The organism is Desulfovibrio sp. ZJ369 (genome assembly GCF_011039085.1).
In the GTDB taxonomy this organism is placed as follows: domain Bacteria; phylum Desulfobacterota; class Desulfovibrionia; order Desulfovibrionales; family Desulfovibrionaceae; genus Desulfovibrio.
This window is the reverse complement of record NZ_JAAKEI010000024.1, coordinates 25,080-39,677: the sequence shown is the minus strand read 5'-3', so window position 1 is coordinate 39,677 and position 14,598 is coordinate 25,080. Positions and strand designations below refer to the sequence as shown.

Below are 14,598 nucleotides of genomic sequence, written 5' to 3'. Positions count from 1 at the left end.
CAATTGCCTGGCTGTTGCTTTTCCATCAAGATACGCATGAACAGCCTTGGTTCGGATTTCTTCAGATGCAAATTTCATCTCTGCAATCTAAACGATTTCTAAATAAAATAAAAGTCAAATTGCTCTAACTCCGACGCAGCAGGCAACGGCCCCAGACCGCCTGGCCCAGAGAAAGACCGCCGTCGCCCGGCGGCAGTTCATGGTGCGTGAGCGGGACAAGGCCCAGATCCGCCAATGCTTCGGGCAAGAGATGCGCCAGAATGGCGTTTTGCAGCACGCCCCCGGAAAGCCCCACGCTGTCGAGCCCGGCCGCATCCGCCGCGGCCGCGGCCAGGGCAGCGAAACCCTGCGCCATGCTCAGATGAAAACGCGCCGCAATGCCTTGCGGGGCGCAACCGGCCTTTTGCTCTTCCAGCACCTGCGCGAAAAGCGCCGCGCTGTCCAGTTCCAGCAGGCCGTCACGTTCTCTGAGCACCACGGGCCACGGGGCTTCCGTCCGCAAGGCGGTTTCCTGCGCGGCCGCTTCCAGGCGGATGGCCGCCTGGCCCTCGTAGCTGGTCGCCAGGCAGAGGCCCAACTGGGCGGCCACGGCATCAAACAGGCGGCCGCAACTGGATGTCTGCGGGCAGTTGACGCCGCGAAGCAGCATTTCTTCCACTGCCGTGGCAGCAGCCGCGTACTCCCGCTCCCAGGGCGAGAGGCCGGAAAAATGGCCCTGGCGTTGCAGACCCAGGGCTATGCGCCAGGGCTCCCGGATGGCCGCCTCGCCCCCGGGCAGCGCAAAAGGGCTCAGCCGCCCCAGACGGCTCCATTGCGCCGTGCGCAGATCCATGCGCAACAGCTCGCCGCCCCAGATGCTGCCGTCCTCGCCCAGGCCCGTGCCGTCAAGACAGAGCGCCAGAGCAGGGGCATACTGCCTGTTTTCCGCCAGCACCGAGGCCGCATGGGCCGCGTGATGCTGGAGCCGCCAGAGCGGCAGTCCGTCCTGGGCGGCGCGCGCCTCGGCATGGCGGGTGGAGAGAAAATCCGGATGCAGATCGCAGACAACGGCTTTGGGCCGCACTTCCAGAAGCTTTTCCAAATGGGCCGCCGCCTCTTCGTAAAAACCCAGGGTAGCCGGATTTTCCAAATCTCCGATATGCTGGCTTACAAAGGCTTCGCGCCCGCGCGTAAGACAGAGGGTTCCCTTGAGCTCGGCCCCGGCGCCCAAAACCGCAGGCCCGTCGTCGGGCAGAAAGACCGGGCGCGGCACATAGCCGCGGGCCCGCCGAAAAAAAAGCGGCTCCACGCCCCGGCAGCCGGACTCCCCGCCCGCCGCGCCGTGGCCTGACACGCCGGGCCGCGCAAGGCCGGCGCGCGCGCTCCGCGCCACGGCCGGGCGCGGCGCTATGGGCGCCACGGCGAGCACGCTGTCATCCACACGCGCCAGAATATCCCGATCGTGCAGCAGCCAGGCATCGGCCAGGCCGCGCAGGCGCGCCAGGGCCTCACGGTTGCCCAGACAGATGGGCTCGCCGCTGGCATTGGCCGAGGTCATCACCAACACGGGCGGCAGCTCCATCCGTTCTTGCAGCAAATCGAACAAAACCGCATGCAAAGGCGTGTACGGCAGCATCAGCCCCACACTGCGCGTGTCCGGGGCCACTTCCCGCGGCAAGACGCCGGGCAGGCAAGGGCAAAGCACAATCGGTTTTTCCGGGCTTTGCAACAGGGCCTGATGCTCGGGCGTCAGGCGGCACAGGCTGCGGACTGCCGTCAGATCAGCCGCCATCAGGGCCAATGGCTTGTGCGGACGGGCCTTGCGCCGCCGCAGCTCGCGCAGGGCCTGGGCATTGCGCGCGTCGCAGGCCAGCTGGAAACCGCCCAGGCCCTTGAGCGCCAGAATGCCCCCGCTCAACAGAATGTGCGCAGCGCGGGCCAAAGCCTCACGCTGATTGGCCGCTACGGGGACGGTGTGGCCGCTTGCGGCTGCGGCGGCATCCACGAACCAGAGGCGCGGGCCGCAGACAGGGCAGGCAATGGGCTGGGCGTGAAAGCGTCGATCCCCTGGGTTGCCGTATTCAGCCGCGCATTCCGGGCAGAGGGGAAAACAGCTCATGGAGGTCACGGCCCGATCATAGGGAATGGAGCGGGTGATGGTGTAACGCGGGCCGCAATTGGTGCAGTTGGTGAAAGGATAGCGGTAACGGCGGTTGGCGGCATCGCGCATTTCCGCAAGGCAATCCGGGCAGACGCCCATGTCCGGGCTGACCAGCACGCTGTGCCCGGCGTGCCCGCTGCTGGGCACGATAGCAAAGGCCGCCTCGCCGGGCAGCGGCTCAAGCTCTTCTTCCGCAAGGGCCACAAGCCGGGCCAGAGGCGGCAGCTCCGTCCGCAGGCGGCGGCCGAAACGGGCCACGGCCTGCAACGCGCCCTGCACTTCCATGCGCACGCCCTCGGAAGTGTTGCCCACCGTGCCGGTAAGCCCTTCCTCCTGAGCCAGACGGTAGACAAAAGGCCTGAAGCCCACGCCCTGCACCTGCCCCGCGGCCACAAAAGCCCGTCGTGTTATTTGCGTTGCATCCATCTTTTCACTCTATCCGAAGAGCGGCCCTTGCGCCAGACTGTTCAAGCGCTCAAGGCAACAGGGCAAGGGCCGCTCTTGCGGGTCCGCCGCTTCTTCTGCTATTCATGACAGCATACTCATGACAATCGCATCTGTCCGTATCACAGCCCAACGAGACAATCAGGAGCGCCTATGCCCGCCGCACGCACCATCGGCTCCCGTATCCGCGCGTTCCGCGAGGAGCGCGAGGTTGATCTGGAAACCCTGGCCCAAAACACCGGCCTGACCACGGAATTTCTCGGCAAACTGGAAAACGACGCCATTTACCCGAGCATCGGCCCGCTGCAGAAAGTGGCCCGCGCGCTGGGCGTTCGTCTGGGCACTTTCCTGGACGATCAATTCAGCCGCGATCCGATCATCTCGCGCCTTGACGGCAGCGAAGCGGACGAAGCCCTGCACACCGGGCGCATCCCCCGCCCCAGCTATGTGTATCATGCCCTGGGCAAGGGCAAGAACGATCGGAACATGGAGCCTTTTTACATTAAAATTTCCCCGGAGCCGACCGGCGAACGCAAAACCACCTCGCATCAGGGCGAGGAGTTCATTCTGGTGCTCAAGGGCGAGCTGCTGGTGGTCTATGGCCGGGAAAACCATGTGCTCACAGCCGGGGAGACCATATACTACAACTCCATTGTGCCGCATTTTGTGGGCGCGGCCGGGGACGAGCCGGTGGAAATACTGGCGGTGGCCTATAATCCTTAGAGCATAGTGCTTTTGAAGCAGATCCCTGCGGCATCCGCCCCGCTGCCCGCGACGCCCGACGCCACCGGGCTGATCATAGCGCGGATCGGCCGCGCCCGAAGGTATCCACGATTTTTTTTCAACGGCACGCCGCACGGCGGGCAAACAGAGAGACGCACATGGACGAAAAAGTACGCGAGCGGCAGGCCTTGTTTGAACTGCGCGAACGGACCCTGGGGCAGATTCTGGACGAAACCGTGGCCCGCTTTCCCGAACGCGAGGCCGTGGTCTATGCCGATCGCGACTACCGCCAGACCTGGCGCGAATTCGCCGACGTGGTGGATCAGTTCGCCAAGGGCCTTATGGCGCTCGGGGTGCAGAAGGGCGAAAAAGTGGCGGTCTGGGCCACCAATGTGCCCTACTGGGTGGCCTTGCAGTTTGCCACGGCCAAGATCGGGGCCGTGCTGCTCACGGTGAACACCAATTACCGGGAGCATGAGCTGCGCTATCTGCTCACCCAGTCCGAATGCGAAAACATTTTTCTGATCGACAGCCTGCGCGATCACGACTACATCGACACGCTCTACAAGATAGCGCCCGAATTGCGGGTGCAGGCGCGCGACGCCTTTGTCTGCAAGAGCCTGCCGCATTTGAAGCGGGTCTGCTTTCTGGGCGCGGAAAAGCACCGCGGCATGTATTCCGTGCCGGAAATCCTGGCCCTGTCCGTGATGGTGGATGATGCGGAATACCAGGCCCGCCAGGCTTCCCTGGATCCCTGGGACGTGATCAACATGCAGTACACATCGGGCACCACGGGCTTTCCGCGCGGCGTGATGCTGACCCATGTGGGCGTGGGCCTCAACGGCTACTGGATCGGCCGCCATCAGGGCTTCACGGAACAGGACCGCCTCTGCCTGCCCGTGCCGCTTTTTCACTGTTACGGCTGCGTGCTGGGCGTTTCGGCCTGCGTCAACCACGGGACCTGCATGGTCATCCTGGAATCCTACAACCCCCTGAAAGTGCTGGCCGCCGTGGACGGGGAGCGTTGTACCGCGCTCTACGGCGTGCCCACCATGTTTCTGGCTGAACTGGAGCACAAGCTTTTCAAGCGTTTCGACGTTTCCAGCCTGCGCACCGGGATCATGGCCGGTTCGGTCTGCCCGGAACCGCTCATGCGCCGGGTTGTGGAAGACATGTACATGAAGGAGATCACCATCTGTTACGGCCTGACCGAAGCCTCGCCGGTGATGACCCAGTCGGACATTCACGACTCCCTGCCCGTGCGCTGCGAAACCGTGGGCTGCGCCATGCCGGGCATTGAGGTGCGCGTGGGCGATCCCGCAACCTGCGAGGAGCTGCCGCGCGGCGAAGTGGGCGAAATCCTCTGCCGGGGCTACAATGTCATGAAGGGCTATTATAAAATGCCCGATGACACGGCCAGGGCCATCAGCCCGGAGGGCTGGCTGCACTCCGGCGATCTGGGGGTCATGGACGAGCACGGCTATGTGCGGGTCACCGGCCGGATCAAGGACATGATCATCCGCGGCGGCGAAAACGTCTACCCCCGCGAGGTGGAGGAATTTCTGCTCCAGATGCCCGGCGTGCTTGATGTGCAGGTGGTGGCCGTGCCCAGCCGCAAATACGGCGAAGAAGTCGGGGCTTTTGTGATTCCCAGGCCCGGCGTGGAGCTGCTGCCCGAAGACGTGCGCGACTTTTGCAGGGGTAAAATCTCCAGGTTCAAGATTCCCAAATATATTGCTCTGGTGAACGGCTTTCCGCTGACGGCCAGCGGCAAAATCCAGAAATACAAACTGCGGGAGATAGCCGCCGAACGCTGGCCCGAAGCCATGGAAAAATAAAATATCTCAATCTGTTATAATCACAGCCAACTCCACTTTAGAGCATTTTTCTTTTGAAATTATTCAATTTCAAAAGCAAAATGCTCTAACTCCGTTAATTAACCCCTTTCGGGGGATGCTTCCGCCAGTCAGCACAAGTTCTGCTCCCGGCCTTCCTTTTTCTCCCGCTTTCCGCGCTATTCACATGCCCTCATTGACAAAATTTTCAGCCCCTCCCGTTTTCGCCTGCCCCTTGGTGCACGCCGTGCCCTCGCCGCCTTCTCCCTTTCGCGTTCCGCCTCGTGCTTGCAAATTTTTTCACGATTTATGGCGTGGCTGATAGAAAGAGGAAAGGGGCGGTGGTATTCAGCTGGAACGACCGGCATTTTCACTGCTCTTTCACAAGGAGACGTCATGAAAAAGTTCATCCTGTCTGCGCTTGTCTTGGGACTGTTTTTCGCTGTTCCGTCACATGCAGCCTCCTCCTGGCCGGAACGGCCCGTCAAGCTGCTTACCATGACCGGCCCCGGCGCCCAGATTGACCTGCTGACCAGGGCCGTGGCCGAGTCGCTCAAAAACGAACTTGGTCAACCTGTCCTCGTGAGCAACATGCCCGGCGGCTCGCACGGCAGCGTCATGGCCACCGAGGTTGCCCACGCAAAGCCCGATGGATATACCCTCGGAACCTCAGCTACGGCGGCGTTCACCTATTCTCCCTTTGTCACCAGGACCAAATACAGCCCCGACGACTTTACCTACCTCACCCTGCTGGGACTCAACCAAAGCGGCATCATCTGCGCGCCCGACCGGCCCTGGAAGACGCTCAGGGACGCATTCGACTGGGCAAAAAAGGAAGGCAAGGGCCTGACCTATATGTTCCAGGGTTCCGATGACAGGGACGCCATGCGCCGCATCGCCGCCAAGGAAGGCGTCCCGCTTTCGCTCATGCCGAGTACCGGCGGCCCTTCCGTCATCTCGGCAGTCATGGGCGGTCATGCTGACCTCGGACATGCGGGCGCCATCCTCTTCGACTATGTGCAGGGCGGCAAGCTCAAGTGTCTGGCCGCGACCACGCCGCAGCGCCTGACGCAGCTTCCGGAAATCCCCACCCTGAAAGAGCAGGGATGGGACGAATCTGTGGAGATGTTCATCGCCCTTGTGGCGCCCCGGAACCTGCCTCCGAATGTCCGCAAGCGCCTGGACGAGGCCGTTGCCGCGCTCGCCGCAGACAAGAATCTCCAGGCATTCATCGTCGAGAAGCTCCGCATGGCTCCAGTAAAATTCGGCGCGCAGCATGCCGCCGACTATATCAACACCACTGCCGATCGCATCAAGGCCCAGACCGCCGGCCACAACTAGGAGGCAAGGATGTCCACCGCACAGAGAGACGCCTGCGGCTATGCGGGAATGGCTGTTGTGAGCCTTCTGCTCCTCGTCTGGATAATCCCTGCATGGTCGCCGCCCTGGCCGGGCTACGGCATGCCGCCCAGCCTCGTGCCAAACGTGGCTGCCGGCATCCTGCTGGCGCTGTCTCTCTGGGGTCTTGCGCGCTCCTTCCTGTTTTTCCGGAAGACACGCGGGCAGCGTGCCCCCATGCCGGAAGGGACTCCGAAAAAAACGCGGGGGTGGCTGTACCTGCTCATCTTTGTGACTCCCTGCGCCCTCCTGATGCCTGCCATGGCGTCAGTCGGCTTTGTGCCGGCGGGCATCGGTTTCATGCTCCTGATCCAGTGGCTGTGCGGACAACGCAGGCCGCTCCCCCTGATCCTGGTTTCGGTGCTCCCTGTGCTCACGATCTGGGCGCTCATGCGCTTTGCCCTCGGAGTACCCATGCCGTGAACATCTGTGCACAAAGGGGATACGAATGCTGGAAATGATGCTGAACGGGCTTGCCACGGCGCTTGCCCCGCTCAATATGCTCTTTGTCTTTCTGGGGGTGGTCTTCGGCATGATCGCCGGGGCCATCCCCGGCGTCAACGGCCCCATGGCCATCGCGCTCTGCGTGCCACTTTCATACTACATGTCCCCGGTGGCGGCCATCGGCTTCCTGGTGGGGCTGAACAAAGGAGCCTTCTTCGGCGGCTCCATTTCGGGCATCCTGCTCAATACGCCGGGAACTCCCGAAGCCGCCGCCACCACCTGGGACGGGCACCCTCTGGCCCTCCAGGGCAAGGGGCAAAAGGCGCTCCGCATGGCGCTTTATGCCTCGGTGAGCGGCGACGCCTTCTCCACCGTCGTCCTCATCCTCGTGGCCGCCCCCCTGGCCGCTGTGGCGCTCTATATGGGGCCGCCGGAGATCTTCGCCCTCATCTGCATGGCCATGACCATCATCGCCGGGCTGGGGACAAAATCCCTTTTGCGCGGGCTTATGGCTGCAGCCCTGGGCATCCTCATCGGCTGTATAGGTATGGAGCCGGTCTCGGCCCTGCCGCGGCTGACGCTGGACATCACCGAGCTGGAGCGGGGCATCTCGCTCATCCCCATCGGTATCGGCATGCTCGCCTTTTCCGAAATCATCAGCCAGATCGGACAAAAACTTGACCCTGCGCAATCTTCCTCTGCCGTGTCCTTTTCTTCGCGGCCGGAAGACAACCGCGTGAGCTGGAAGGAATATCTCGGCTGCGCGCGGACGCTGCTGCGCTCGTCCTTGGCCGGCACCGTGGTGGGCGCCCTGCCCGGCCTGGGCGCGCCGGTTGCCTCGTTCTTCGCCTATGACCAGACCGTCAAGCATTCCAGGGAGCCGCAGACCTTCGGCAAGGGCAACATCGAGGGTATCGCCGCGTCGGAATCTGCCAACAGCGCCGTGGTCGCTGCCAGCCTCATTCCTCTTTTCACCCTTGGCATCCCGGGCAATGTGGCGGCAGCCCTGCTCATCGGGGCCTTCGTCATCCACGGCATGATCCCTGGCCCCCTGATGTTTGAGCAGAACGCGCAGTTCATCTATTCCATCTATGGCAGCCTGATCCTGGCCAACCTTTTCCTGCTGGGCGCGGGCAGGGTCGGCCTGAAGGCATTCTGCCGGGTGGTGCAGATTCCTCCAGCCATCCTGTATCCCATCATCATCCTGACCTGCATGATGGGTTCCTATCTTGCGCAGTATTCGGCCTTTGACGTGACACTGATGCTGGTTTTCACGGTCCTTGCCTGGCTCATGCGCACATTTGACTATTCCATCATCTGCCTGATTATAGGCTTCATTCTTGCCCCCATCTGGGAGACATCGCTCCAGCAGGTGCTCATCGCCTCGGAGCAAAACCCCTGGATGATCCTTGAACGGCCGGTGGCCCTCGCGCTCATGGCGCTTGCCATCTGGATAGCCGGGCGCTCCGGGCGTTCCGGCAGTCGAAACGCCGCACAGGCCAGTCACGAACAACCATAACGCGGAGACAAACATGGCCAATATCAGTGCCCCCAGGATGCGGCAATTCACCCCCAAGTCCTTGGCAGAGATAGAGGTTGCGGAAATAGACTGCGATCTGCTCATCATCGGTGGCGGCAACGCCGGCTGTTTCGTGGCCATCGAAGCCGCCCGGCTTGATTCCGGGCTGAAGATCGTGATCATGGAAAAGGCCGAGATCATGCGCTCCGGCGCCTGCGCCGCAGGGATGGACGCCATCAACACCTATATCCCGCCGGGCAAGACCCCCGAAGACCTGGTGCGGTGGAGCAGAGCGCAGGTGGGGGGCGGCCCACTGAGGGAAGACCTGTCGCTTTCCAATGCGCGCGAACTCAACGAGTGCGTGGAGGATCTGGAGCGCTGGGGTCTGCCCATCCTCCGGGATGAAAACGGCAATGTGCGCTATCGCGGTCAATGGGATATTTCCATCCATGGTGAGCAGCTCAAGCCCATCATGGCCGAAAAGGCCCTTGAGAGCGGCGCGGATGTCTACAACCGTGTCACCGCCACGAGCCTGCTCATGTCCGGAGGACACTGCGTTGGCGCAACGGGCCTTGGTGTGCGCGACGGAAAGTTCTATGTCTTCCGGGCAAAGGCCACTGTGGTGGCAACGGGCGGGGCAGGCACGCTCTACAAGTCCTACACCGCCGACTCCACTGACAGCGGAGCACAAATCTGGATGTGCCCCTACTGCATAGGCACGGGCTACGCCTTGGGGCTGCGGCAAGGTGCGGAACTCACAAGCCTGGAGCAGCGATGGGTGGCGACGCGCACCAAGGATTTCTGTGGCCCTGTCGATACTATCTCCGTCGGCTACGGCGCGCCGATCATCAACTGCAAGCATGAACGCGTCATGAGCCGCTATGCGGAGCTGGGAGGGGATGCGGCCCCGCGCTACATCCGCGCCAATGCCCCCATGGAGGAATGGCTTGCCGGTCGCGGCCCATGTTATTGCGACACGACGCGCCTCACGCCGGAAAAAACCCACGCCATGCTTGTGGATTATCTCAATGAACGGCCTTCCTTCGTCCTCTTCCTGGCCAGCCGGGGGCAGGATCCGAGCCGCGAGCCCATCGAAATCTACGGGTCAGATCCCTACATCCTCGGCGGCCATACGGGCGGCGGCTACTGGGTGGACATGGACCGCATGACCACCATCCCCGGCCTGTTTGCCGCAGGCGAGACTGCTGGCGGCAACCCCAACAAGTTTGTGGGAGGTTGCTGTGCAGAGGGGAAACTCGCCGCCAGGGGAGCAGTGCACTACCTGCGCGACCGACACAGTCCCCCCCCTCCCGACAGACCGGCGCTTGAAGCGGAGATGGCCCGCGTGTACGCGCCACTCCTGAGGCGGGAGGAAGATGGCATACGCCCCGTGGAACTCAAGGAACGCCTGCAACGCCTCATGGACGAATACGCGGGGGGCGTGAGCCAGTTCTACCGCACCAATGAAGAACGGCTGGACTATGCGCTGCGGCATATCGCCATCCTCCAGAGCCAGTTCCACTACCTGCGCGCCCAGGATCTGCACGAACTCATGCAGGCGCTTGAGAGCATGGACCGGGTGGACGTGGCCGAGGCAGTGGTTCAACACCTCAAGGCCCGCAAGGAGACGCGCTGGGCCGGCTGGCAGACGCGCTCGGATTATCCGGAACGGGATGACGAGCACTTTGACTGCTTCATCGAATCCCGCAAGAATCCCCTGAGCGGCAAGGTCGAGACCTTTACCCGCCCTTATGAGCAACTTCTCCCCGGAGACAGGCGCAAGGCCTGAGCCACCATTTCAGGAGCTTTACCATGCCACCGAAAGTTGATACTCGAAAATGTACAGGTTGCGCCGGCCGTGAGGAGTCTTTTTGCGAAAATGCCTGTCCCGGCGATCTCATGGCCGTCTCGCCCGAAACAGGAAAGGCCTATTGCCGTGCCACCTCGGAATGCTGGGACTGCATGTCATGCATCAAGGTCTGCCCGTCCGGGGCGCTGGAAACGCGCATTCCCTACCAGCTCGGCTATTTCAAGGCCAGTCTGCGCCCCATCATGGGGCACGACTCCATCACCTGGAAATGCCGGGACATTCACGGCAATGAATATGTATACAAATTCGTCAACAGGAACACCGGGGACGGCCGGAAGGATCCACGCGCAAAACAGTAGCACCCGCGTCACTGGCCGACTGCCTTCCGCCCGTGAAAGAGGCCGGGCATGCCGCGCGTAGCGGGCCGGACAGCCCCATCCAAGGAGTACAGCGGCGCACATGGACAACTTGTGGCATTTGCAGGGTGAGGACTTTTTTACCGGCCTTGAACGGGAACGGGAGCTTTTTCTGCAACGGGCCACAAAACTTCGCCTGCAAAAAAACGATATCATTTTTAACGAAGCCGACCCTGGGGAAAGCTGCTTCTATATCGCATCGGGCCTCGTGCGCATCTTCAGCATGCACGGATCGGGCAAGGAGCCCGTCTTCTTCCTGCGGCGAGCGGGTGAGTTCTTCGGCATCTCGGAAGTCCTGGAGGGCTATCCCCGCAAGGCCAATGCCCAGTCCCTCACGCCGGCAGTGCTGTACCGCATCGGCAGGAAGGATTTTGACGCCCTGCTGCGCGAGAGCTATCCTCTGGCCAGGCGCGTCATCTCGCTCCTGGGCTGCCGCATCCGCCATCTTGGCGACACCATCCGCGACCTTATGGCCTGCAACGTGGAGGATCGCCTGGCAAATGTGCTGATAACCCTCGCTTTTGACATGCTGCCGGACGCCGAAAGCTGGCAGCGGGAAATACAGTTGCCCATGCGCGTCTCCCAGGAGCACCTGGCCCAGCTCGCAGGCACCACGCAACCCACCGTCAGCGAACTCCTGAAAAAATTCCAGCGGCTCGGACTCATCAGGGTGGAACACCGGCGCATCACCCTGCTCTCTCCCCAGGCGCTTCTTGACCGGCGCTGACCGAAAAAACGCGTCTCGCGCCGTCCATGACGCTCTCTGTGCCTTTCCTGCATAACCGGTTTCGCCTGCGCCTTCCGGCGGGCAGGGCGAAGCCATGCCCGCCTCGACTTCCTCTTTTCTCCGGAACGGTTCTGTAGTACATTTGTGCATGAGCAACGAACAGTCTCCCCTTGCTTCTGACGGCAAACCCACTGCCGCAGCACCCGGCCACCAGGCGGTTGCGGCCGAAGCCAAGGCCCAGGCCGCGCCTGCTGCCGCAATGCCCGGCGCGGGCTGCGTTGCGGTCTGCCCTTTGGCGCAAATCCCGGCTCCGGTCTGGAAAAGCCTGTTGCGCCGGCCTTTCCGCAAGCGGCATCCTTTGCTCTTTTGGAGCGGCGCCATCCTGCTGACGCTGATCTGCCTGTTCATTTTCAGCAGGGACGAGACCGGCCGCAGCCTGTTCAGCGGCGGCGACCGTCTGGCCCTGGTCACGTTGCGCGGCCCGATCATGGACGTGGCGCCCACTCTGGCCTGGATTCGCAAAATCGAACGCGATCCCAGTGTAAAGGGCGTGCTGCTGCGCGTGGATTCGCCCGGCGGCGGGGCCGCCGCCTCGCAGGAAGTATATGACGCCCTGGCCCGCGTGGCAAAAAAACGGCCCGTGGCGGTGAGCATGGGCTCCATGGCCGCCTCAGGCGGCCTGATGGTCAGCATGGCCGGAAAGCGGATTTTCGCCAATCCCTCCACGGTCACCGGCTCCATAGGCGTGCGCATGGACATCCCGCAACTGCAGGGCTTGCTGGGCAAGATCGGCGTGGGTCAGGAGACCCTGGTCACCGCGCCGTATAAGAACGCCGGTTCCTATCTGCATCCGCTCTCGCCTGAGGACAGGGCCTATTTTGAGGGCGTGCTCAGGGACATGCACGAGCAGTTCGTGGACATTGTGGCCCAGGGCCGGGACATGCCGCGCGAGCGCGCCGCCGCATTGGCCAACGGCAAGATTTTTACCGGCCGGGAAGCCCTGAAGCTGGGACTGGTCGACGAAATGGGCGGTCAGGAAGCCGCCGTGCACTGGCTGGCCGAGCATACCGGCGTGCCGGCAGATCGCAAGCTGCTGCGCCGGCCCGAAAAAAATTCCTGGCTCACGGCCGGCCTGAAATCCTGGTTCGGCCTGGATCTTGCGGCCATAACCGCTCTTTCCGGCCTCAACGCCACGGGCAACGGATGGCGTGCCCCGGCCTTTCTCTATCAGTTCTGAGCGAATTTCGAGGAAAAGCCTGCCCCTGAGCCGGGAGCGACCTCATCCGGTGCAGGGCAGTTGCAGACAAAAAGGGCATCCTTGCGGATGCCCTTTCAAATCCAGTATGCAGCAACAGGTTAGCTGTTTTCGTTTTCTTCCAGCTTCTGCTTGAGCAGATCGCCCAGGCTTTGCCCGGCTTCCTGCGGCCCGGAATGAAATTCCTTGGGCTTGCGGCGTTCCTCTTCATCCTTGATCTGCTTGATGGAAAGGCCCAGGCGGCGCTCCTCGGCGCTGACATGGATAACCTTGGCCTGAATCTGATCGCCTTCCTTGTAGATTTCCGCCGGGGTCTTGACCTTCTTGCTGGAAAGCTCGGAAACGTGCACCAGACCTTCGATGCCTTCCTCAACTTCCACAAACAGGCCGAAATCCGTGATATTGGTCACAGTGCCCTTGACGGTGCAGCCCACGGGATAGGTGGCCGGCACATGGCCCCAGGGGTCATCCACCAGCTGCTTGATGCCCAGGGTGAACTTTTCATTTTCCTGATCCACGGTGAGCACCTTGGCCTGCACCGTGTCGCCCACCTTGAACATCTCATTGGGATGGCGCACCTTTTTGGTCCAGGAAATATCCGAGACGTGGATCAGACCGTCAATGCCGTCTTCAATGCCGATGAACATGCCAAATTCGGTGATGTTCTTGATCACGCCTTCAAGCACAGTGCCTTCGGGGTATCTTTCGGCCACCAGCTCCCAGGGATTGGGCCGGACCTGCTTCATACCCAGGCTGATGCGCTTCTTCTCGCCGTCCACGCCCAGAATGACCACATCCACCTCGTCGCCGGTGTGAACCATCTGGGAGGGGTGGCGCAACTTGCGCGTCCAGGACATTTCAGAGATATGCACCAGGCCTTCCACGCCGGGTTCCAGTTCCACAAACGCGCCGTAGTCCACCAGGTTGGTGACTTTGCCCGTGCATTTGGAGCCTTCGGGGAAGCGCGCGGAGATGTCCTGCCAGGGATCGGGCACCAATTGCTTGAGGCCCAGGGAAACTTTGTTGGTCTCGCGATCAAAGGAAAGCACCTTGAGGGTCAGCTCCTGGCCCATGGTGATCATTTCCTTGGGATGGCGGATGCGCTTCCAGCTCATATCCGTGATATGCAAAAGGCCGTCCAGGCCGCCGAGATCCACAAACACGCCGTACTCGGTGATGTTCTTGGCCTTGCCCTGGACAATCTGGCCTTCCTCAAGGGTGCGCAGCAGCTCCTGACGCTTGGAGTCGCGCTCCTCTTCCAGGAGCACGCGGCGGGAGACAATCACGTTGCTGCGGCGGCGGTTGATCTTGAGCACGCGGAATTCAAATTCCTGGTTCACCAGGGCGTCCATGTCAGGCACAGGCCGCAGATCCACATGCGAACCGGGCAAAAACGCCTCGACCCCGCCGATGTCCACAGTGTAGCCGCCCTTGATGCGGCGCACGATGTGGCCCTTGATGACCCTGTTGTTTTCCTGCACGTCTTCAAGCTGGTCAAAGACCTGCATGCGCTTGGCTTTTTCAAAGGAGAGGGTGATGGTGCCGTCCATTTCATTCTTGCGCACCACATACACGTCCACCTTGTCGCCCACGCTGACGGTCATGTTGCCCGCCGGATCCCTGAACTCGGCCGCGGGGATCTGCCCCTCGGACTTGAAGTTCACGTCCACCAGCACATTGTCGTCGTCCACGCGGACAATCTCGCCTTTGGTGATAGAGCCTTCCTCAAGGTCGCCGAAGTCGGGATTGAGATAGTTTTCAAGGGCGCTTTCAAAGTTTATTTCATTGTCGTGCCCGGTTTCCGAACCTGCCATATTCCTTGCCTCCAAATAAATTCCCCTCGGAGAGAGGGAGAAAAACTATCAAAAACAACGGAAAAGCACAAGA

Annotated in this window: 11 protein-coding genes; 9 read left to right on the top strand and 2 right to left on the bottom strand. The window is 61.8% G+C overall.

Annotated elements, in window-relative coordinates:
* Positions 1-124 precede the first annotated feature (124 nt).
* Positions 125-2,566, bottom strand: coding sequence for a carbamoyltransferase HypF (locus tag G7Y51_RS08975; RefSeq protein ID WP_165176678.1), 2,442 nt, complete (start codon positions 2,564-2,566; stop codon positions 125-127).
* Positions 2,567-2,737: 171 nt separating this feature from the next.
* On the opposite strand from G7Y51_RS08975, the gene G7Y51_RS08970 reads away from it, so the two are divergent.
* The 9 genes from G7Y51_RS08970 (at position 2,738) to sppA (ending at position 12,693) form a co-directional block, all read left to right on the top strand.
* Entirely contained in the window at positions 2,738-3,307 is a 570-nt protein-coding gene (locus tag G7Y51_RS08970) for a cupin domain-containing protein (RefSeq protein ID WP_165066237.1), read from the top strand.
* 158 nt (positions 3,308-3,465) lie between these two features.
* On the top strand, positions 3,466-5,145 hold the full coding sequence (locus tag G7Y51_RS08965) for an AMP-binding protein (protein ID WP_165176676.1): 1,680 nt from the start codon (positions 3,466-3,468) through the stop codon (positions 5,143-5,145).
* A 393-nt stretch (positions 5,146-5,538) separates the two neighbouring features.
* Positions 5,539-6,483: a tripartite tricarboxylate transporter substrate binding protein gene (locus G7Y51_RS08960; protein WP_165176674.1), complete on the top strand. Its 945-nt coding sequence runs from the start codon at positions 5,539-5,541 to the stop codon at positions 6,481-6,483.
* Between the two features lie 9 nt (positions 6,484-6,492).
* The gene (locus tag G7Y51_RS08955) at positions 6,493-6,963 is read left to right on the top strand and encodes a tripartite tricarboxylate transporter TctB family protein (RefSeq protein WP_165176672.1); all 471 of its coding nucleotides are present in this window, start codon (positions 6,493-6,495) and stop codon (positions 6,961-6,963) included.
* Between the two features lie 25 nt (positions 6,964-6,988).
* Positions 6,989-8,503 (top strand): tripartite tricarboxylate transporter permease, encoded by a 1,515-nt coding sequence (locus G7Y51_RS08950; RefSeq protein ID WP_165176670.1) that lies wholly within the window; start codon positions 6,989-6,991, stop codon positions 8,501-8,503.
* A gap of 13 nt (positions 8,504-8,516) precedes the next feature.
* Positions 8,517-10,292 carry an adenylyl-sulfate reductase subunit alpha gene (locus tag G7Y51_RS08945; protein ID WP_165176668.1) on the top strand — a complete coding sequence of 592 codons (1,776 nt, stop codon included), beginning with the start codon at positions 8,517-8,519 and terminating at the stop codon, positions 10,290-10,292.
* Between the two features lie 23 nt (positions 10,293-10,315).
* On the top strand, positions 10,316-10,672 hold the full coding sequence (locus G7Y51_RS08940) for a ferredoxin family protein (RefSeq protein WP_165176666.1): 357 nt from the start codon (positions 10,316-10,318) through the stop codon (positions 10,670-10,672).
* 100 nt (positions 10,673-10,772) lie between these two features.
* Positions 10,773-11,456, top strand: coding sequence for a Crp/Fnr family transcriptional regulator (locus G7Y51_RS08935; RefSeq protein ID WP_165176664.1), 684 nt, complete (start codon positions 10,773-10,775; stop codon positions 11,454-11,456).
* A gap of 148 nt (positions 11,457-11,604) precedes the next feature.
* Positions 11,605-12,693: a signal peptide peptidase SppA gene (gene sppA, locus G7Y51_RS08930; RefSeq protein ID WP_206214293.1), complete on the top strand. Its 1,089-nt coding sequence runs from the start codon at positions 11,605-11,607 to the stop codon at positions 12,691-12,693.
* Positions 12,694-12,812: 119 nt separating this feature from the next.
* Here the strand turns inward: sppA and G7Y51_RS08925 are convergent, their stop codons facing one another.
* Positions 12,813-14,525: a 30S ribosomal protein S1 gene (locus tag G7Y51_RS08925; protein WP_165176662.1), complete on the bottom strand. Its 1,713-nt coding sequence runs from the start codon at positions 14,523-14,525 to the stop codon at positions 12,813-12,815.
* Between the last annotated feature and the right edge of the window lie 73 nt (positions 14,526-14,598).

Excerpts from the sequence above, each read along its gene's own strand:
- G7Y51_RS08975 (WP_165176678.1), bottom strand. The coding sequence starts at position 2,566 with ATGGATGCAACGCAAATAACACGACGGGCTTTTGTGGCCGCGGGGCAG.
- G7Y51_RS08970 (WP_165066237.1), top strand. The coding sequence starts at position 2,738 with ATGCCCGCCGCACGCACCATCGGCTCCCGTATCCGCGCGTTCCGCGAG.
- G7Y51_RS08965 (WP_165176676.1), top strand. The coding sequence starts at position 3,466 with ATGGACGAAAAAGTACGCGAGCGGCAGGCCTTGTTTGAACTGCGCGAA.
- G7Y51_RS08960 (WP_165176674.1), top strand. The coding sequence starts at position 5,539 with ATGAAAAAGTTCATCCTGTCTGCGCTTGTCTTGGGACTGTTTTTCGCT.
- G7Y51_RS08955 (WP_165176672.1), top strand. The coding sequence starts at position 6,493 with ATGTCCACCGCACAGAGAGACGCCTGCGGCTATGCGGGAATGGCTGTT.
- G7Y51_RS08950 (WP_165176670.1), top strand. The coding sequence starts at position 6,989 with ATGCTGGAAATGATGCTGAACGGGCTTGCCACGGCGCTTGCCCCGCTC.
- G7Y51_RS08945 (WP_165176668.1), top strand. The coding sequence starts at position 8,517 with ATGGCCAATATCAGTGCCCCCAGGATGCGGCAATTCACCCCCAAGTCC.
- G7Y51_RS08940 (WP_165176666.1), top strand. The coding sequence starts at position 10,316 with ATGCCACCGAAAGTTGATACTCGAAAATGTACAGGTTGCGCCGGCCGT.
- G7Y51_RS08935 (WP_165176664.1), top strand. The coding sequence starts at position 10,773 with ATGGACAACTTGTGGCATTTGCAGGGTGAGGACTTTTTTACCGGCCTT.
- sppA (WP_206214293.1), top strand. The coding sequence starts at position 11,605 with ATGAGCAACGAACAGTCTCCCCTTGCTTCTGACGGCAAACCCACTGCC.
- G7Y51_RS08925 (WP_165176662.1), bottom strand. The coding sequence starts at position 14,525 with ATGGCAGGTTCGGAAACCGGGCACGACAATGAAATAAACTTTGAAAGC.